Origin of the sequence: Tunturiibacter gelidiferens (genome assembly GCF_051013345.1) — a bacterium.
GTDB classification, from domain to species: domain Bacteria; phylum Acidobacteriota; class Terriglobia; order Terriglobales; family Acidobacteriaceae; genus Edaphobacter; species Edaphobacter gelidiferens_A.
The window spans coordinates 1,388,790-1,408,680 of record NZ_CP132939.1; the positions used below are offsets into that span (position 1 = coordinate 1,388,790).

Sequence of the window (19,891 nt, forward strand, 5' to 3'; positions counted from 1 at the left end):
ACGTGAATCTCGTAGATGATCGCGTCCTTGTACCAAAGGGGATCGGTAGCGCTGGAGACTTTTTCACTCTTCGTCCTCGTGCGGAGCTATGTGGTGAATGTTTTGCTTACGGAGTCTGCGTGGTCTCGACGTTTGATCTGCGGAGTAGACGGAAGATGTGCGCGGGCATCACGTCCGGGCGCAGAGCGACGTAGTTGCTGCGATCGTGCCATTGATAATGCACGCCAGTAAGCAGATCTTCTATGTCAAAAGTTTCGTTGTGCGGGATCGCCAGCTCCTTGAGGTCGAGATCGATCCATCCTGCCTGCTCCTGCGTTGGATCGAGATTGATGGCAACTAGAATCTGATTCTGCCCACTCCATTTGCTGTAGCAGAGGATGTTGGAGTTATCCACGTTGTGGAAGTGAAGCGAGCCGTCGCTTTGGAGTGCGGGGTTGGCGTGGCGGATCTGATTGACCTTCGTGATAAGCGGTGCGAGGCTTGTGCTCGCGCTGCAGTCCCATCGACGGATCTCGTACTTCTCGCTGTTGAGATATTCTTCGCTGCCCGGTTTGGCGGGGAGGTTCTCGCCGAGTTCGTAGGCGGGGCCGTACATGCCGTAGTTTGCGCCAAGTGTTGCCGCGAGGATCAGGCGCTGCATGAAAGCGGGACGCCCACCGTTTTGAAGTGTGGCGTGCAGGATGTCGGGTGTGTTGGGCCAGAGGTTCGGATGAAAGAAGTCCGTCACGGGCGGCTTGGTGATCTCCTCGAAGTACTCCCGCAGCTCGTCCTTCGTGTTCCGCCAGGTGAAGTAGGTATAGGACTGGCTAAAGCCAGCCTTGGCCAGCGAGTACATAACGTGCGGGCGCGTGAAGGCCTCGGCGAGAAAGATCACATCGGGATATTTTTTATGGATTTCGCCGATGCACCACTCCCAGAAAGAGAGTGCCTTCGTGTGGGGATTGTCGACACGGAAGATCTTGATGTCGCGCTTGATCCAATAGGTGAAGACATCGCGCAGAGCCTCCCACAGACCGCGCCAATCGAGCGATTCGAAGTTGAGCGGGTAGATGTCCTGGTATTTTTTGGGGGATTCTCCGCGTATTGGATGGAGCCGTCGGGGCGGCTATTGAACCAGTCGGGATGCTCGGCGACCCAGGGATGATCGGGGGAACATTGGAAGGCAATGTCGAGAGCCATCTCCATCCCATGTTCGCGGGTTGCGGCGACGAGAGCGTCGAAGTCTCGTAGGGTGCCCAGTGCAGCGAGGATGGATTTGTGGCCGCCCTCTTTTGCACCAATCGCCCAGGGGCTGCCAGGATCGTTCTCCATCGAGGTGACATTGTTGTTCGGGCCTTTGCGAAACGCTTTGCCGATGGGATGAATCGGCGGCAGATAGAGCACATCGAAGCCCATCGCGGCGATGGTTGGCAGAAGCGCTTGTACGTCGGCGAATGTGCCGTGCCGCGCAGGGTCGGGCGAGGTGGATCGGGGGAAAAGCTCATACCATGTCGAGTAGCGCGCCCGTTCGCGGTCAACCCACAGGTGCAGATCCTGCGGATAGCGGGTCGCCAGCGTGAGATCAGGGTATTGTGCGACGAGCGCGACGATCTCGTCCGTCAAAGGATTGTCGTAGGTTTCAGACTTTGCCTCCGCCAGTTTAAGGAGACGCGCAGCCTCATTCGCTAGACGTTTGCTATCGGGCCCGTTGGCGCGCGCCGCGGCCTGTTCCAGCAGGAGGGCGCCGGAACGCAACGCGAGCGGGATATCCTGTGATTCGGCCGAAGGACTCATGCCAGGCTGACCGGGCTGCGCGGCCAGCCGTTTTTCTAGATCGGCAGACCACGTGTCGAAGTGGTCAACCCATGCCTCGAGGGTGTAGAGCCAATCGCCCAGCGCATCTACGATGAAGCTGGCGGACCAAAGATCATTGGTAAGCGGGGAGAGCGGAGTGGATTGCCAGTCCTTCTCGCTCGAGGGGCGGTAGAGCAAACGTCCTGTGACATGGTCGTGGCCATCGCCAAATACAGCTGCGGTTACGGTGACGGTGTCACCCAGAATCCGCTTGGTTGGATAGCGTCCACAATCGACTTGTGGGTTGACCTCTTCAATAACGACTCGCTTACGGCCTTCGATAGGTTTCATATCACTCAGATCTTCAGACTAGCTTTCGTACCTATAGTAGTCCGACAGGCCGCGCTCGAAATACCGCTAACGGAATGAATGGCTACTCCTGGATAGGAAGATGCAGGCTGAGCCGCATATGTTTGCTGGCTATGGGGAAGCTGGGGAATCGCGCAGTTCCAGGTTCATTTTGAGGCTGGCGACGCGCAACCGAGGGGTTCCGGGAGGAGGGATGTTTTATCCAGATCTCGCATCCACAGTCGCCCTTCAAAGCCCGCACCTTTGCTTCTGTTGGGCGGCTGTGGCGTCCGTGCTTGTTCTCTGATTCCCCAGTTGGAAATCTTCTCGACTTCGCCGTCGAGGTAACAGATTCCATGCCCGTGGTTAGGCCGTTTTGTTCTGCGGAAAGGCTGTTTTTCTAGGTGCATCCAGACGGCAAAATTTTAAGGTTATTTTCCAATTGAAATAATTTTCCCCTTGACAATCGGTTGACGCCTCTGTTCGACTTGCGGGCGTTACAGGGAGGCGGAATCTCGCATGGCACACCTAAGCAAAACCAACGCTCCTTCAGAGCCGATAGATAACGGCGGAACGCATCGCAAGGACTTCAACCGGTCAAGCGGTTTTCGGAAGACCAGACTCTCTCGGGCGCTCCAAACCTTAGTCGTACTGCTGGTCGTCGCAGGCATAGGTCCGCTGAGGGTAACGTTTGCCCAGACCGATCTCGGCTCCCTCTCAGGAACGATTCGCGACAGCGCAGAGGCTGTGGTTCCTAATTGTCAGATCGAGATCAAAAACGCCAGAACGTCCACGACGCGAAGCGTCACGACAGATCAAAATGGTTATTTCAACGTGCCTTCCCTTACGGTGGGGCCTTACACCGTTTCGGCTACGGCACCCGGGTTCAAACACCTGGTGACGACCGTGGACGTGACCACGAATGGCGCAACCGCCAACCTGCAACTCTCTGTGGGCAATGTGCAGCAGGAGGTGACGGTTACCTCCGAGTCCGGCTCCGTGAGTTTGCAGACGGATAACCACGAGTTAGTGACCACCGTCTCGCCGACGCAGTTGGTCAACCTGCCGAACAACAGCCGAAGCATCCTGAACGTTGCGACGCTCGGGCCGGCTTCGCAGGCGGGAACCGATGTTGGAGTTGATGGTGGAGACGAAGGCTTCTACGGGCAGACCGCAAATTCGGTCATCATCTCGGGGCTTGGTAACGCTCACACGGCATTTCTTCAGGACGGCGTCGACAACACAAACCTGCTGACGCAGACGGTGAATATCCTTTCGTCGGTTGAAGCGAGCCAGGAGGTCACGACGATCCTGAACGGCGCTCCTGCGCGCTTCAGCCAGCCGTCGATCATCAACGTCATCACCAAGAGCGGCTCGAACCAGATTCACGGAACGGCGTACGACTTTCTCCAGAATGATGACTTCGATGCCAAGAACTGGTTCGCTACGACGAAGCCTGCGAAACGCTATAACCAGTTTGGAGGCAATATCGGCGCTCCACTCTGGAGGAACAAGCTGTTTGCCTTCTTTGACTATTCGGGTCTGCGGAGCCACACGGCGAACGTCAACCGCGACCGAGTTCCAACGGACGCGGAGCGCAACGGAGACTTCTCGGCAGACGGAATTACCCTCTACGATCCTTCAACCTACGATCCCACGACAGGAACGAGCCAGCCTTTTGCGGGAAATAAGCTCACTGCGATTAGTCCGTTTGCCCAGCAGTGGTTGAAGAACTATCCCAAACCCAACACAACACTCGATGCGAACAACGTCAACTACGTTGTGAATCTGCCGCAGATCAGTAACTACGACGAGTACCTTGGCCGTGTCGACTACAACATCTCGCAACGAGATTTGTTGTTCGGCACGGTAGCAAGGCTGGAGAGCCAGTTCGGTAACGACAGCATTACGCCAGGCCTCTTTGGTATATTCGACGCGCTCAAAGGAACGAATATCTCCCTTGCGGAGACACATGTATTCAACGCGAACGTAGTGAACGTCTTCAAGATTGGCTACAACCGCAGTAATCTATTCCGCACGCAGCAGGGCGAAGGAGCTCTCAACTATGCGGCGCAGTATGGCCTGGCGAACGTTAATCCTCAGCCTTCCCAATGGACGCCTCCCGCGATCAACCTCAACACCGGCAACTACACCTCGTTGGGAGATCCTTACTCTCCTCAGGGTGCAATTCAGAATCGCTTCCAGTACACCGACGAAGTGAGCTGGAAGCTAGGCAACCATACCTTCGTGTTCGGCGGCGATTACGTCAGGACACAGTTTGATGGCAACTGGGTCGTCGGCAACAACGGCATCTACAACTTCGACGGCAGTTCGACCTCGGCTTACGTTGGCGGTGTGCGCAGCGCTACCGATCAGGGCAACTCGCTGGCTGATCTCGAACTCGGATTCCCTCGAACCGCCAATGCTGCCAACGGCGTGACAGTGGGCGCTTTTCGAGGCACGGACGTTTCAGGTTATGTGCAGGATGACTGGAAGGCGCTGCCTCGGCTGACCCTCAACATTGGCCTGCGATATGACTTCGACAATCCACCGAACGACAAGAACGGACACGGCGGCCAATTCGATGTCGCGTCGAACCGGGTCATTCCCGGCACGTGGAAGACGAACTACAACGACTGGGCGCCACGGTTTGGCCTCTCCTATCAGGTGAACGACCGTACCGTCGTGCGCGCTGGTTATGGAATATACTACGCGCCAATTCTTTACAACAATCTGCAGTTCCAATTGCTCTATTCGCCGAACTTCGTGAATCAGTCTTATTCCTTCAACATAGCGGGGCCCGTGGATATCCAGGACCTCTTTGTTCCTAATCCATCGCTGGCCGGACAGCAGAACTACACACTTACCAAAACCCTGAAAGACACATCGGTTCAGGACTGGAATCTCAATATCCAACGGTCACTCAGCAACAACACTCTGTTAACCATCGGCTATATTGGGAACGCCACTCGGCATCAGTCCGCGCGTGCCGATCTCAACCAGCCATTTGGACTGACACCTGGAAACACGAGCGGCATCCTCGACCTGAGACCGAATGCACACGTCGGAACCACAGACGGCCAACTCAACGCGGTCTCGGCAAACTACAACGCACTCGCAGTCAAGGTGGAACGAACTTACACCAACGGTCTGCAGTTCCTTGGGGCTTATACCTACTCCAAGGCGATGGACATCCTGGACGGCGATAATGCGGACATTCAAGATCTCTATAACCCAGGGCTCACCTATGGTCCTGCTGGCTTCAACCGCACGCAGAATCTCATTATCAGCGCGGTGTATGAGTTGCCCTTCGGTCCCGGAAAGAAGTTTCTGAACTCCAATAACCTGATCAACCGCGAGATCATCGGCGGCTGGCAGCTCTCTGGAGTTCAACAGTTTGCCACCGGCCAGCCGATCCAGATCACGGCCAACAACAACGCGGATACCAGTTCGGTGCATAGTGTGTACGCAAACAGGATCTGCGCGGGGAATCCTCCTACGGGACATCCCCGTCTGCAGTTCTTCGATCCGTCCTGCTATGTGCAGCCCGCAACCGGTCAGTACGGAACAGCCAGAAGCGGACCGCATCAGCCTGGCATCGACACGACGAACCTGAGCCTTCAGAAGGCGTTTGCGATCACCGAGCGGCAGCAACTCCAGTTCCGTGCGGAGGCGTTCAGCGTCTTCAATCACCCCAACTTCTCTACCGGCAGCACCAGCATCACCAACCCCGCTGCCGGCCTGCTTACTCAGGAAACTGTAGGTCAGCGAGTGCTGCAACTCGCTTTGCGTTACGCGTTTTAGCAATTGAACCGATTAACCACGAGGGGCGATGGTTTTCCTTACGCCCCCTCACAGCTTAGGATTGCTCGACGAAAATTACTTCCTCTTATGGAAGCGGGACACGGGAGACTGGTGATGGCTGTAACACGACGTAAGTTTCTGTTGGACTCAACCTACGCGAGCGCAGGGTTTGCCGTCATTGGAGCGATGAAGCCGATCGCTCTGCTGGCCCAGGCGAACGAAAAGGAGATGGCACCTTACCTGACCGGAATCAGAATGGCCGCGACGCCGGCTACTAACTATCGCGCCTATCGTTCGAAAGTAGTTGCAACACCCGATGTGACTACCTGGGTTCAGGTGGATCTGAAAAAAGTATTCCAATCTCTGCGATTCAGTTATTCCCTGCCTCCGAGCGGATGTATCCGGGCCGCGACCAATACTACGGAGGCGAGGGGTTCCTCTGCGATTCCGGCTGGAAGCCTCCGACGATGCGAACTTCGGAAAAGTTGAGACCATCGCGGACTTCACGCAATCCGACTTTCCGGATCTGAAAGACAACATTACACAGTACGCGGCGCACGATGTTAATGGCCGGTATGTGCGGTTGACGGCAACGCGGCTTCGGCCTGTAAAAGCGGTCGCTACAGACAGCACCCCGCTAGGCAAAGAGCCCCAGGACAGCCCCGACTACACGCTGATGGTTGCGAAGATGGCCATTATCTCCGGCGGCCACGATGTTGCCGTGGGTTGCAAGGTGACGGCGGATGAGAAGTATGGAAACAGCGACCTTCTAGCGCAACTCACGCGGCCACCCCGGCAGGACGGAGAGGGAATCCGCGTCGACAATCCACACGCGGTGACAGACCCCGCAAGCTGGAAGCCGGCGAAGTACAAAGCCGAAGCGCCGAAGACGGGAGTGACTCTGGAGGGAGGCGTCTTTCAGGAGGCGATGCAAAACAACATTCAGTATCTGCTGAACTCGTACACGACGGACGATCTTCTGCGTCAGTTCTACGAGAGAACAGGCAAGATCAAAAACTTCAAACCGACCGGTTCGCAGGTCTTCTGGGAGGAAGATCTTGCGGGCTCGAACGCCGGACGTTTCCTGATGGGCGCCGGCAACACGCTGCGTTGGATTGACGATCCCGAGCTGCACCGCCGCCTGAATGTTGTGGTCGATGGTATTGAAGAGTGCCGTCAGCCGAACGGATACATCATGGCGTACCCGGAAGACACGATCTTTTACTCGGAGCGCGCAGCCTACACTCGCGCATGGCTTACCCACGGACTGCTCGAAGCCGCATACGGCGGTAACCCCAAGGCTTTACCGATGCTGCGCGGATACTACGACTGGTTCAATCAGCAGCCGTTCCTGCCGGACATGTTGCGCGGTGCGATTCAAGGCGGCCAGGGGATGGTCGCGAACACCCGCATGTGCACAAGTCCGGTTGGAAAGCCTGCCGACGCGCAGGTAATTCAGCGCTACTACCAGGAAGACGGCTGGATGGAGGGTTTGGCGAAGCAGGAGAAGGAGCAGGTGTGGCAGTATCCGTATGACCGCCCGCACTGCTATCTGCTGACCAATCTCGAAGCGTATCTGGATATGTATCTCGCCACCGGCGACGTGCGCTATCGAGACGGAGTTCTCGGAGCATGGGAGCTCTATCGCGCACACTGGCAGCAGGCCGGCGGAAGCATCTCCATCATCGAGTTCGAGAAGGATCCGCCCAACAGCAATTATCTCCACCAAAAACTGGGAGAGCTTTGCGGCAGTAGCTTCTGGGTCTTCTTGAGCCAGCGTTTTCAATTGCTGAATCCCGATGAGGAGCGCTATGCCACCGAGATCGAGAAGTCGATCTACAACGTCGGCATGGCGAACCAGGACGGCGGCGCAGGTCTTCGTTATCACACGATCATGGAAGGCAAGAAAGAGAAATCCACCCACGAGAATACGTGTTGCGAGGGACAGGGAACCAGGCTGCTTGGGACGCTGCCGGAGCACATCTACTCCATCGCCCCCGATGGAATCTATGTGAACCTCTACGAGCCCTCTACGATTCGTTGGCAGCAGGCAGGTCAGCCGATGGAGTTGAAGATGAAGACTCGCTTCCCCTATGACACGCACGTGAGTGGCGCAGTGAAGGTATCGGCGCCGACACAGGCCAATCTCAGGATCCGCGTTCCATCCTGGGCGGCGAAGGAGATGGCGGTTTCGGTCAACGGTAAAGCAGCGGGCTCGGGCAAACCGGGCACCTACCTTGCGCTCAATCGTAAGTGGAGCGACGGAGACGTCATCGAATTTGTGCTTCCCGCGGAGATTCGAGTACGCCGTTACAACGGGGACGACCAGATTGCGGGGAAGAAAAGATACTCGGTCGAGTACGGTCCTATTCTGCTGGCTGCTGTCGGATCTCCGACCGCCAGTCTCACTGTGGACAAGGGCCACGAAGCCGAGCATCTAGCGAACCATCTGGAGCCTGTCGATGGCTCACCGCTTCACTTCACTGTTCGAGGCAACGACGGTCAAAAGTTTGTGCCGTACTGGAAGATATCGGAAGAAGAGTTTACTTGCTACCCACAGGTCACTGCGATGGCGTGATGAGTCTGGACAGACTGCTGCAGATCGGCAGTCTGTCGCAGCGCTCGTTAGGCAAATGATGCGAAGCCGTTATCTAATTCTGTATGCAACCCAAAGTGTCCTGGACAGTCAATTCATGAAAATCCTGCGCCTCGCAATCCCTCTGTTCGCCTTACCGGCGCAGCGTGCTTCGTTCGTAGCGGCCTTATCTCTTTGTGCTGCGACAGCGTCTGCTGTACCGGTCCATCTTCGCGTGGATCAGCGTATCGATCCGCTGGGCATCGATTCGGCGCACCCCACGCTGTCCTGGCAGAGCGATGCAACCACACGCAACTGGAGCCAGTCGGCGTACCGCATTCTTGTTGCCAACTCACCCGCCACGCTGCGCCAAGGGCACGGCGACGTCTGGGACAGCGGGAAGCAGATGTCTTCAGAGTCTGTGAATGTGGCGTATGCCGGACCAGTGTTGACGTCTCATCAGCGCTGCTACTGGGCCGTTCAAACCTGGGATGCCCAGGAAAAAGAGGAGCGGTCGTCCGAGGTCGCATGGTGGGAGATGGGCCTGCTTCAACCCTCCGACTGGAAGGCTCAGTGGATTCGGCGCGACAATCACGTAGAGGCGGAGGTGTTGAAGACGACCTCGTGGATCTGGCTACCGGAAGGCGACTCCGAGCGTGTCCCACAGGGCACGGAGGCGGAGTTCCGGTACAACCTCCATCTGGACAAAGTTCCCAGCTCAGCCAGTCTTCACCTTCTGGCCGGCGGCATCTTTACCACGAAGGTCAACGGCACAGTTACAGGGCATAAGGATCAATGGGGAGCATTCGACCGCGAAGATATTCGCGACCAACTCCACGTCGGAGACAACGACATCGTCGTCCAAGTGGAGACCCCCAGATCCAACGAATCCAGTAAGACCTATCGCGTTGCCTTAGCCGCTGCTTTGAAGTTGACCGATGATGCGGGCAAGGCACGCTGGATTGAAAGCGGTGACGCGTGGCAGGCTCGTTCGATCAAGCCGGCTGACGCGACAGAGTGGTCTCCTGCGAAAAAGCTCGGTGCGTTTGCGGATCTTAACTTCGGCGTCGGAACCGATCGCGAATCGCGAGGACAGAATCCCACGGTGATCGAGTCGAGCACCGCTCTGCTCCGAAAGCAGTTCACCCCGCCTCGCAAGGTGGTCTCAGCTCGTCTCTATGTAACTGCGCTGGGCAGCTATCAAAGTTATTTGAATGGAAAAGAAGTGAGCAAATTCAGGCTCACCCCAGGGTTTACGGACTATCGAAAGCGCGTCCTGTATCAAACCTACGACGTCACCTCTTTGCTGGTGCCAGGGCGTAACACGCTCGCGGCAATCCTTGGGGCGGGATGGCACGGCAGTCCGCTCCTGTGGTCGGGCTCGCGCCTGTTTCCCGGTCCGGATCGTCTGCGCGCGCAGCTCGAGCTGACCTTCGCCGACGGCACTCATCAGGTCATCGCGACGGACTCCAGCTGGGAGACGGCTGCTTCGCCGATTGTCTCTTCGGAGATCTATGGCGGAGAAGCCTACGACGCGCGGCTTGACGTTCCGGGATGGAACACGTCCTCGTCTCCCAACGCCGCTCACTGGACGCCGGTGGTTGTCGATGACGCGAACACTGGCCTACTCGTCACTGCACAGCCGGATACACCGGTGCAGCCCGCGCAGACGGTCTCGCCGGTCGCCGTCAGTATGGTCGGTTCGGGCAAGACGCAGGACGCAGTCTTCGACATGGGCCAGAACATGGTCGGCGTGGCGCGCCTCCATGTGCACGGGGCGCGGGGAACTACTGTGAAGCTTCGCTTTGCGGAACGACTGAATCCCGACGGCACCGTCTACACAGAAAATCTGCGCGACGCCGATGCAACCGACTACTACACCCTAAGCGGTCATGGAGACGAGGAGTGGACTCCGGTCTTCACCTTTCATGGCTTTCGTTACGTGCAGGTGTCCGGCTACGGCGGCAAGCCTCCCTTGTCGGCGTTGCAAGGTCAGGTGCTCAACAGCCTTCCCGCTTCACCAGCGATCCGTTTTGAGAGCTCCAGCACGCTGCTGAACAAGATGAGCGAGCTCGGGCTGTGGGGACAGCGCGGCAACTTTGTCTCGATCCCCACCGACTGTCCGCAGCGCGACGAACGCATGGGTTGGATGGGCGACGCTGGTGCGTTCTGGCGCACAGGCTCATACAACTTCGACATCGACGCCTTCTCGCACAAGTTCATGCTCGATGTTATCGATGCGCAAAGTCCAGACGGCGCCTTCTCCAACATCTCGCCGAATCTTTTGCAGGAAGGGACGGACATCCCGGTGCTCCCGGTTGGGGCGACGCGGGCGTGCTGGTTCCGTACGCGACGTGGCTGCAATATGGAGACTCTTCCGTGATCGAGCGAAGTTGGCCGGACATGGAGCGGTGGATGGACTTTATCCTGCACGCGAATCCGAACTACGTTCGCGAGAAGGAGCTGGGAGCGAACTTTGCCGACTGGCTCGCGCCCGATCCGCATACTCCGTCTGACCTCGTCGCGACGGCCTATTGGGTCATCATCGCGCGCCAGATGCAGACGATGGCCACCGCACTAGGTCGGACCGCAGACGCGGACAAGTACGCAACACTGATCTCTCGCATCGAGGCCGCGTACCAGCAGAAATACCTACACGCCGACGGCTCGGTCGCAGGCGACACGCAGACATCGTATGTTTTGACAATGTATGCAGGACTCGCTCCGAAAGCGATGGAGAAGTCGATGACAGATCGCTTAGTACGCGACATTCAGGCTCACCAGACTCACCTGACGACGGGTTTCCTCGGCACGCCGTTCCTGCTCTCCGTGCTCGAAGCGCAAGGCCGCTCCGACGTAGCGTACAACCTGCTTTTGACAACCACCTATCCCTCCTGGGGATACATGGTCGATAAGGGCGCAACGACGTGGTGGGAGCGCTGGAATGGAGACACCGGCGACCCTGCGATGAACTCCTATAACCACTACGCGTTTGGTTCCGTCATGGCATGGGTCTTTCGGCGCGTGGGTGGTATCGACGCAGATCCCGCGATGCCAGGCTTCCACCATGTTCTCGTCAGCCCGCATGTGGAGCCGGGTTTATCGCACATGCACACCGAGTACGATTCCGTGTATGGAACGATCGTGACAGATTGGACGAAGAAGCCAGATGGCCAGCTTCAGTTGAACGTCAAAATACCAGCGAATACAACGGCCACCGTCGTCCTCCCAGCAACGCCGACAAGCATCGCAAAGCAGGACGGAGAACATATCACCACACCTTACAAAGATGGATCCGTGGCGCGTGAGATCGGCTCAGGAAGCTACAACTTTTCGGTTGATGGCAACTAAGACACAGTTGAAGAGAGGGAGTGTTTGCCGTCGGCAACCGCTCCTCAATAGCCCGCAGCTTTACCGTAGTCGCGACGGTTATCATGGCCACCGAGTAGCTCATGGGTCTTTGGATCGACAGCAATGAGCTCGCTATCGCCCCAGGTGCCGGGGTTGTGCTCATCGGCGATGGCAAGGCGGTTTACGTTATATCCCATAGCCTTGAGTTGTTCAGCTACATCTGGAGAGAACTTCTTTTCGAGGTCGAGACGATCCGGCAGATACTGATGATGAAAGCGCGGCGCATCGGCAGCTTGCTGAATGTTCAGGCCATTGTCGACGCAACTAAGCAGATCATTTGCCACGGTGGTAATGATGGTCGAACCGCCTGGAGTACCCAGAACGTAGGCCACTCTCGCGCGGCGGAAGAGACCACCCTTCGTCGTGACGATAGTTGGAGTCATCGCTGAGAGCGGGCGTTTGCCTGGAGCAATGGAGTTAGCGGGACCTTGAATGAGGCCATACATATTCGGCACTCCCATCTTGGAGGCGAAGTCGTCCATCTCGTTATTCATCAAGAAGCCGAGACCCTCCACCGTAACTCCCGATCCAAAGGTGCCGTTGAGCGTATAGGTGTTGGAGACGGTATTGCCTTCGGCATCGATGATGGAGAAGTGGGTGGTCTGGGTGGATTCGTGCGCGGCAGGCTGAAGCTGTGGAGGAGCCGGCATAAAGCCCGCAGGCCGAACCAGATCCTTGGACGGCGTCGGCGACGCGGGTTGAATGGAGCTTCGCCACGCAGCCGCGTAGGCAGCGTTCGACATCTCTTTCAGCGGCTGCGGCGTAAAGTCAGGATCGCCGAGATAGTCGGCGCGGTCCATGTATGCTCTGCGAAAGGCTTCGGTGATGATGTGAACCTGGGGTGCCGACCGGTCCGGACCTAGCTTGGGCAGATTGTAGGTCGAGAGTATGTTGAGAATCTCCAACAGAACGATGCCACCGGATGAGGGCGGAGGCGCAGTGATTATTTTGTAACCGTGGTAGGCACCTTTTACCGGCTCCCGATCCTTCACCTCGTAACCCGCGAGATCGGCAGCAGTGATAAGACCACCGCCAGCCTGTTCAAACGAGGCTATCTGTCTTGCCATCTCGCCCTTGTAGAAGTCGTCCGGATTCGCCGCGATGCGCGTGAGTGTTGCGGCGAGCAAAGGCTGTTTGAAGGTATCGCCTTCTTTATAGAAATCGCCATCGCGCTGGAAGATGTGCGCGGAGGTCGGGAAACGAGTGAGCATCTTGCTGTGAAGGTTCTGCGCCTCTTCCGCGGAGAGAACGTACCCGTCTGTGGCGAGGTGGATGGCTGGCGCCATGTCTTGGTGAAGGGTCAGCTTGCCGAAGTGGCTCTGCGCATAGACGAGTCCGGCGACGGTACCGGGGACGCACGAGGCCTTGTAACCAACTGTAGAGAGGCCGGGAACGACGTTCTTCTGTTCGTCCAGATACATGTCGCGGGTCGCAGCCGCGGGAGCCTTTTCGCGATAGTCGAGGAAGTGGGTTTGACCGTGCTTTGTCCGGATCAGCATGAAACCGCCGCCCTCGAGATTGCCCGCCTGCGGATAAACCACGGCGAGCGTGAAGGCGACGGCTACGGCTGCGTCGATCGCGTTACCGCCCTGCTTGAGAATGGCGATGCCGGCATCGGTAGCGTCATGGTGAATCGTGACGACCATGGCATGCTTCGCGCGAACCGGCTCTTCGGAGGCTGGACCGCCTGTCTGCGCGACAAGCGAGTTTGCGAGGAGTGCGAGTCCGACAGTAGCTGCGAAGACGCGGGTGCCAGCGGGCATTCAGGGCTCCAGAAAGTTTGTGGATGGGTGCTGAGATCAGCATAGCTGGTTCGAGATCAAGGGCGTCCGAAATAGTTGCTGCCGGAATCCGAGGTTGCGGGCTGAAAGGAGGCGGATTCTTCGCTCTTGCGGTTGGGTAGAATCAGAGGTCATGTCTACACGTGTTCGTTCCTATTCGAAGATCAATCTGGGGCTCGCGATTGGACCGGTCCGGCCCGATGGATTTCATGGCCTCACGACGTTGTACCAGACGCTCGATCTGCATGATCTGGTTTCGGTTAGGGCTAAACGCGGATCTTCGACCAGGATCTCGCTGACGACCAATCATCCGTTTGTTCCCCGCGATGGGCGGAACACGGCCTGGCGGATGGTGGAACGTGCACTGGCACGGTTGGGAGTAGCCGCAGAGGTCGAGATCAATATAGAGAAGAGACTGCCGGTTCAGGGAGGGATGGGAGCGGGCTCAGCCAATGCGGCGGCAGCACTGCTGGCGCTGGAGCGGGAGCTTGGTGAAGCTCTGCCGGGGGTCGAGAGGCTGAAGCTCGCAGCCGAGATTGGGTCGGATGTGCCTTTGTTTCTGTTAGGTGGCGCCGTTCTCGGGCTCGGAAGAGGAGAGCAGGTGGTGCCCATGCCGGACCTCCCAAAGACCTGGTGCGTCGTGGCGGTTCCTTCGGTGGGGGTTTCCACGCCTGCAGCGTTCAAAGAGTGGGATAGACGGCGAGCGGCGGAAGCGGTCAGCTTAAGTGGCAAGTCTCTACCGCGGGCGGAAGAATCGAATCCGCATAGCGCTGATGATGGGCTGGTTAGCGAGTCCGCGGAGGGCGAGTTGGGAGAGGGCCACGGGGTGACGCGAGCCCTTGGGTTGACGTCCAGACCCCAAATTGATAAGCTACAGGAGTTGAGTCTTGCTTACTCATCCCTCTCTGCCCCAACAGGCGTCAGCCTGACCGGAAAGAAAGAAGATAGTAGGCCCGGCACCTCCGGTATCGTTCGCGATCTTAGTCCCGGGAAAAAACGGGATTTGCCTGGTGAGAATCAGGCTGACGCGAGGAACGATCTGGCCGAGAATACCCTTCTCGCGCTTGTCCGCACCGGGATTGGAAGCGATGGTCTTCAGAATGACTTTGAAGAGGTCGTCTTTCCTCAGTATCCCTCCTTGCGAATAACCAAGCGTCAATTGATGGGTAGTGATTTGGGTAGTTCTGATGTAGATCGCCCTGCGATTTACGCGGCTCTATCAGGTTCTGGCTCTGCTCTGTTTGGACTTTACCGGTCCGATCGGGATGCCAAGGCTGCTCAACAGCGCGTCCAGTCCGCCGCGGCTTCGGCTGAAGCGGGGATTGCGGTACAGGTCTTCGTGACGGAGACCTTGCCCCGGTCGGAGTACTGGGACAGAATGTTCGCGGAGTGACCTCGCCGGTCGAGTAAAATCAAACTGCATCCGGCGATGTACTGGGCGATCGACTAACGGTAGGTCAAGTGCCTTTGGAGCACTTTGTCTAGGTTCGAATCCTAGTCGCCCAACCAAACAGTCGACGCCAGATGCGACAGGACAGATTAGGGAGTCTTAGGGATCCCAGGCGGCAGCAACAACTTGCCGCAGGATGAAGACGATTTGGACTCCGCGGAGAACAGCGCGGAGAAAGAAGTACGAAGTTTGAAGAACCGAAGTCTTTTAGTTTTTTTGAGTAGTCCGCAACAAGGATTTCAGAAGAAGTAACGGAGCCGCAACAAGGCTTCGCAAGACAGTGCAGCAGGAACATTCAAGGTCAACCAGCCTCGGAGGGTTTCACGTGAACGACCGAAACACGACTGCGGTTCTTTCCCCTATTTCAGAGCAGGCTGAAGAGACAGAAACAATCTCTCAGCCTGCGCTGGCGCCTTCTTCGCAAGGCGGACAACCAAAAGGTCCCCAGGGACCGACTTCCCCTCCGGCAACACGATTACCGCCAGAGGGTCCAGCTCCGGAAAAAAGCGCTCCGGCCGGCTGGCAGATGACAAGCGCATCAAGATTTTTTGCGGATCGTCCAATAAGCCTCTGGCCGAGGAGATCTGCAAGTTCGTCGGTGTGCCGCTGGGCGAGACCCGGTTGCAGAGATTCTCCGACGGCGAGGTTCATTTTCAGCTGCTTGAGAACGTTCGCGGTGCGGACGTCTTTCTCGTGCAGCCTACGTGTTTCCCGGTCGATCAGCATCTTGTCGAACTGCTGATCATGATGGATGCGCTCAAGCGCGCCTCAGCCGGACGAATCACGGTTGTCATTCCCTACTACGGCTACGCCCGGCAGGACAGAAAAGACCGTCCGCGCGTTGCGATTACGTCGAAGCTGGTTGCCGATCTTCTGACCACCGCCGGTGCAAACCGCGCTCTGCTGGTCGATCTGCATGCAGCCCAGATTCAGGGATTTTTCAATATTCCGGTAGACCACCTGTTTGCCAGCCCGGTGCTGGTGAGCTACTTCCGGGAGCTTGACCTGCCCAATCTGACGGTAGTCTCGCCAGATGCGGGGGAGTGGAGAGGGCGAGATTCTTCGCCAAGAAGCTGGATGTACCGTTGGCCATCGTCGACAAGCGGCGGACCGACATCAATGTCACCGAGGTGATGAACGTGATCGGCGATGTACAGGGCCGGACGTGCTTGATCCTCGACGACATCATCGACACCGCCGGAACTTTGGTCAAGACGGTGGATGCGCTGCTGGCCGAGGGCGCGGGAAAAGTTTATGCGTGTGCGACACATCCGGTGCTCTCGGGCCCGGCGGTCGAGCGTATCGCGGCCTCACGATTGCAGCAGTTGATCGTGACCAATACCATCCCTCTGCGTGAAGACGCGCTGAAGGTGGAGAAGATTAAAGTGCTTTCGATTGCGGGGCTCCTGGGCCGCGCCATCGAGAGTATTCACATGGAGACCAGCGTCAGTACGCTGTTCAACTGAAGCAGCTGTAGCACTGGATCGCGGTATGAAACAGGGCGGCTTGGATTAACCCAAGCAGCTTGGCATCAAGAGACAAAGGGAGCGGAGCTCAACTCTGTGCCCGAAAGGAAGATTCATCATGGCATCATCCACTATGGAAGCAGTCGTCGCAACGCCCCGCGAGGGCAAGTTCAACAAGAACGCCGCTCGTCGCGTTCGTGTCGCCGGCAAGATTCCCGCGGTCGTCTACGGCGCCGGACAGGACGCCGTCGCCGTTGCGGTCGACCCCAAGGTCATCACCAAAATTCTCCACTCCGACTCCGGTCACAACACCATCTTCGATCTGAACGTCGAGGGTTCCGCCGTCGTCAAGGCCATGATCGTCGACTGGCAGCATGAGCCGATCAAGGGGAACCTGTTGCACATCGATCTGAAGCGCATCGCGATGGACAAGATGATGATCGTTTCCGTGCCGATCCAGTTGGTTGGCGTTCCTGTCGGCGTCAAGTCGCAGGGCGGCATTCTCGAGCACGTCATGCGCGAAGTCGAAGTTGAGTGCTTGCCAAACGATATTCCGAGCCACCTCGATGTGGACGTCTCCGGCCTCGAGTTGCACGGCCTCATCCACGTCTCCGATCTGCCGCACTCGGGTAGCCTCAAGTTCCTCGCCGAAGAGCATGCGACGGTTGCGCACGTCACGATCATCAAGGAAGAGGTTGTGGCAGTCGACGCAGTGGTTGCCGCTCCGGCCGAGCCGGAAGTTGCCAAGAAGGGCAAGACAGATGCAGCCGCTCCTGCTGCTGCTCCTGCTGCCGATGCCAAGGACGCGAAGAAGAAGTAGTTTTGCGCGGCCTGCTGATTCCTTTGGATCTGCGGGCCGCCTGAGTTTGCTGGAAAGGGAAACAAAGCGTGAAGTTGATTGTCGGTCTCGGCAACCCCGGTATCGAGTATCAGTTCACGCCGCACAACGCAGGCTTTCTCGCAGTGGATCGCATCGCGGACGACTGCGGCGTGGTCCTCTCCAATCGCCGGGGACGGGCTCTCACGGCAAAGGCGAGGCTCGCAGGACACGAAGTTCTGCTGGCCAAACCTGAGACCTACATGAATCTGAGCGGGCTTTCGGTAGCTGCGCTGGTTCAGGAGCTCGAGATTGCAATCCCGTCGGAGGACCTGATCGTCCTCTATGACGAGCTGGCATTTCCGCTGGGCAGACTACGCATCAGCGCGAATGGCAGGGCAAACGGGCACAACGGAGTAAAGTCGATCTCCGGTGCGCTTGGCACGGAAGAGTGGTTGCGCATCCGCATCGGTGTCGGGAAGCCGGCGCTTGAGGATGGCAGAGAGATCAAGGCTGGCGGCAGAGATTATTTGCTGTCGCAGTTTCGCAAGCAGGAGCTTGTAGTGCTGGATGAAGTACTCGACAGAGTAGAAGACGCTGTCGAAGCGGTGTTGACCGAAGGGGTCAGCGCTGCGATGAACAGATTCAACCGTCGGCCCGAAGATCTGGAGAACGGATCGGATCAGCCGAAGGAGAAGTAAGGCAGTCACTAGTTGGTTGTTAGTCAGCAAAGTGTTGTTACGGAAACTAGACGCAGTCGAAATTCCAAACCGGGTTGGCAGAACAGACGCCAGCACGGTGCGAAGCAGAACTTCGCAGAAAGAAGTAATCGAATGAATCGCACCTACGAAATCATGTTCATCGTCCGTCCGGATGTTGAAGAAGCCGAACTCGACAAGCTGATTGAAGGCTTTTCCGCGAACGTCACCAACGGTGGCGGCGAAATCAAAAGCGTCGAAAAGATGGGCCGCCGCCGGCTCGCCTACACCGTGCGCAAGTTCAATGACGGCTTCTACATCCTGTTGAACGTTGCCGCAGCTGGCTCGCTGATCACCGAGATCGAGCGTCGCCTCCGCGTCTCCGAGCAGGTCATCAAGTTCATCACCGTCCGCATGGACGAAGAAGAGAAGCGTCTCGCCAAGGTCAAGGCCATCCGCGACACCAAGGTCAAGCGCAGCGCGCAGCCGATCGCAGCTCCTGTCCAGGCCCCGGCCGCGCCGTCCGATGCCGACACCGAGGAAGAGAAGAAGCCAGTTGCAGCAGCTCCAGTCGAGCACGTCGCATCCGACGCGCCACCCGAGTCTGTCTCCACCGCGGTCTAAGCTCTGCTTCGCATGAACATTCGCGATGAGATTCAAAACCGCATCGCACAACGCACTACGATCACCGATCTTCGCTTCCAACTCGACTGCACTTCGTCGGTTGTTCAGAGGCTCCAACGCGAACCTGGAGCGAGGAGAGGCACAACGTACCTGAGAGGGAAATATCATGGCTGACGAAACCAGCACGCACTCCACTGAGCACCACGCACCAACACCTCGCCCGGCGCACTCTGGCCCTGGCGCGGGTCCTCGCACCCCACGCCCCGCCGGCGCACCCGGTGGCGGTCCTGGCGGTCGCAAGTTCTTCCGTCGAAAGAAAGTCTGCAAGTTCTGCACCGAGAAGATCGACGCCATCTCCTACCGCGACGTTCGCCTGCTTCAGGGCTTCGTTGCCGAGCGTGGCAAGATCGTTCCCCGTCGCCTGACCGGCGTCTGCACTCGCCACCAGCGCAAGCTCAGCCTGGCCATCAAGCAGTCGCGCAACATCGCCCTGCTCGCCTTCGCTGCACGCTTCTAACTTCTTCCGTTGCAGCGGACTGGCTGCGGGCGGAACTATTGGATACGCAAGACTGGCGGCACCCTGGAGCCAGAGACGAAATCGGAGAAATGCAATGGAAGTCATTCTGAAGGAAGACGTAAACAAGCTCGGACATCGCGGCGACGTGGTTAAGGTCGCTGACGGCTACGGGCGCAACTACCTGCTGCCGGAGAAGCTCGCCATCGAAGCGACCCTCGCCAATAAGGCAGTCATTGACCAGATGAAGGCATCGGCGGTTCGCAAGTCCGCCAAGGAGAAGGCCGGGGCCGAGCAGTTGGCCACCCAGCTCTCCGAGGTTGAGCTTGTGTTCGAGCGCAAGGTTGGCGAGCACGAGCACCTTTTCGGCTCGGTCACCTCGGGCGACATCGCGCAACAGCTCGAGGCGAAGGGCTTCACCATCGATCGTCGCAAGATCTCCCTCGAGGAGCCTCTGAAAACGATCGGCGAATATCACGTTCCCGTGAAGCTGCACCGCGAAGTCACCAGCCACGTCAAGGTGACGGTCAAAGCCGATCAGCCCGAAGCCGAAACGGCCCCCACCGCTTAGTTCGCGATCGTCGAAACGAGAAAACGCATTGCCCTGAGCAGATTTTGCGAAGGGCAATG

Annotated in this window: 14 protein-coding genes, 1 tRNA gene and 1 pseudogene; 13 read left to right on the forward strand and 3 right to left on the reverse strand. The window is 57.8% G+C overall.

Annotated elements, in window-relative coordinates; genetic code table 11:
• Nucleotides 1–106 precede the first annotated feature (106 nt).
• Entirely contained in the window at nt 107–874 is a 768-nt protein-coding gene (locus RBB80_RS06800) for a hypothetical protein (RefSeq protein WP_433967468.1), read from the reverse strand.
• Nucleotides 871–2,124 carry a maltotransferase domain-containing protein gene (locus RBB80_RS06805; RefSeq protein WP_433967469.1) on the reverse strand — a complete coding sequence of 418 codons (1,254 nt, stop codon included), beginning with the start codon at nt 2,122–2,124 and terminating at the stop codon, nt 871–873. The genes RBB80_RS06800 and RBB80_RS06805 overlap by 4 nt, the downstream gene beginning before the upstream one ends.
• 516 nt (nt 2,125–2,640) lie before the next feature.
• On the opposite strand from RBB80_RS06805, the gene RBB80_RS06810 reads away from it, so the two are divergent.
• The 5 genes from RBB80_RS06810 to RBB80_RS06830 all read left to right on the forward strand — a co-directional run bounded on the left by RBB80_RS06810 (nt 2,641) and on the right by RBB80_RS06830 (nt 11,851).
• On the forward strand, nt 2,641–5,925 hold the full coding sequence (locus RBB80_RS06810; protein WP_433967470.1) for a TonB-dependent receptor: 3,285 nt from the start codon (nt 2,641–2,643) through the stop codon (nt 5,923–5,925).
• A 114-nt stretch (nt 5,926–6,039) separates the two neighbouring features.
• Nucleotides 6,040–6,414, forward strand: coding sequence for a hypothetical protein (locus tag RBB80_RS06815; RefSeq protein ID WP_433967471.1), 375 nt, complete (start codon nt 6,040–6,042; stop codon nt 6,412–6,414).
• Nucleotides 6,415–6,502: 88 nt separating this feature from the next.
• Nucleotides 6,503–8,503 carry a beta-L-arabinofuranosidase domain-containing protein gene (locus tag RBB80_RS06820; protein WP_433967472.1) on the forward strand — a complete coding sequence of 667 codons (2,001 nt, stop codon included), beginning with the start codon at nt 6,503–6,505 and terminating at the stop codon, nt 8,501–8,503.
• A 115-nt stretch (nt 8,504–8,618) separates the two neighbouring features.
• Nucleotides 8,619–10,883 (forward strand): family 78 glycoside hydrolase catalytic domain, encoded by a 2,265-nt coding sequence (locus tag RBB80_RS06825; RefSeq protein ID WP_433967473.1) that lies wholly within the window; start codon nt 8,619–8,621, stop codon nt 10,881–10,883.
• Entirely contained in the window at nt 10,835–11,851 is a 1,017-nt protein-coding gene (locus RBB80_RS06830) for an alpha-L-rhamnosidase C-terminal domain-containing protein (protein WP_433967474.1), read from the forward strand. Before RBB80_RS06825 ends, RBB80_RS06830 begins: the two co-directional genes overlap by 49 nt.
• 44 nt (nt 11,852–11,895) lie before the next feature.
• Here RBB80_RS06830 and ggt read toward each other — a convergent pair whose 3' ends face one another.
• A complete protein-coding gene (ggt, locus tag RBB80_RS06835) occupies nt 11,896–13,674 on the reverse strand; it encodes a gamma-glutamyltransferase (RefSeq protein WP_433967475.1) in 1,779 nt (592 codons plus the stop codon).
• Between the two features lie 151 nt (nt 13,675–13,825).
• On the opposite strand from ggt, the gene RBB80_RS06840 reads away from it, so the two are divergent.
• The 8 genes and pseudogenes from RBB80_RS06840 (at nt 13,826) to rplI (ending at nt 19,832) form a co-directional block, all read left to right on the forward strand.
• A complete protein-coding gene (locus RBB80_RS06840; RefSeq protein WP_433967476.1) occupies nt 13,826–15,085 on the forward strand; it encodes a 4-(cytidine 5'-diphospho)-2-C-methyl-D-erythritol kinase in 1,260 nt (419 codons plus the stop codon).
• A gap of 42 nt (nt 15,086–15,127) precedes the next feature.
• Nucleotides 15,128–15,201, forward strand: a tRNA-Gln gene (locus RBB80_RS06845).
• Nucleotides 15,202–15,646: 445 nt separating this feature from the next.
• Nucleotides 15,647–16,608: pseudogene (locus tag RBB80_RS06850) on the forward strand (ribose-phosphate diphosphokinase); the annotation flags it as partial.
• A gap of 118 nt (nt 16,609–16,726) precedes the next feature.
• A complete protein-coding gene (locus RBB80_RS06855; RefSeq protein ID WP_433967477.1) occupies nt 16,727–17,428 on the forward strand; it encodes a 50S ribosomal protein L25 in 702 nt (233 codons plus the stop codon).
• Between the two features lie 68 nt (nt 17,429–17,496).
• Nucleotides 17,497–18,126, forward strand: a complete 630-nt coding sequence (pth, locus tag RBB80_RS06860; protein ID WP_433967478.1) for an aminoacyl-tRNA hydrolase — start codon at nt 17,497–17,499, stop codon at nt 18,124–18,126.
• Nucleotides 18,127–18,258: 132 nt separating this feature from the next.
• Nucleotides 18,259–18,747 (forward strand): 30S ribosomal protein S6, encoded by a 489-nt coding sequence (gene rpsF / locus RBB80_RS06865; RefSeq protein ID WP_433967479.1) that lies wholly within the window; start codon nt 18,259–18,261, stop codon nt 18,745–18,747.
• Nucleotides 18,748–18,913: 166 nt separating this feature from the next.
• Nucleotides 18,914–19,264 (forward strand): 30S ribosomal protein S18, encoded by a 351-nt coding sequence (gene rpsR / locus RBB80_RS06870; RefSeq protein ID WP_433967480.1) that lies wholly within the window; start codon nt 18,914–18,916, stop codon nt 19,262–19,264.
• Between the two features lie 94 nt (nt 19,265–19,358).
• The gene (rplI, locus tag RBB80_RS06875; protein WP_433967481.1) at nt 19,359–19,832 is read left to right on the forward strand and encodes a 50S ribosomal protein L9; all 474 of its coding nucleotides are present in this window, start codon (nt 19,359–19,361) and stop codon (nt 19,830–19,832) included.
• Nucleotides 19,833–19,891 lie beyond the last annotated feature (59 nt).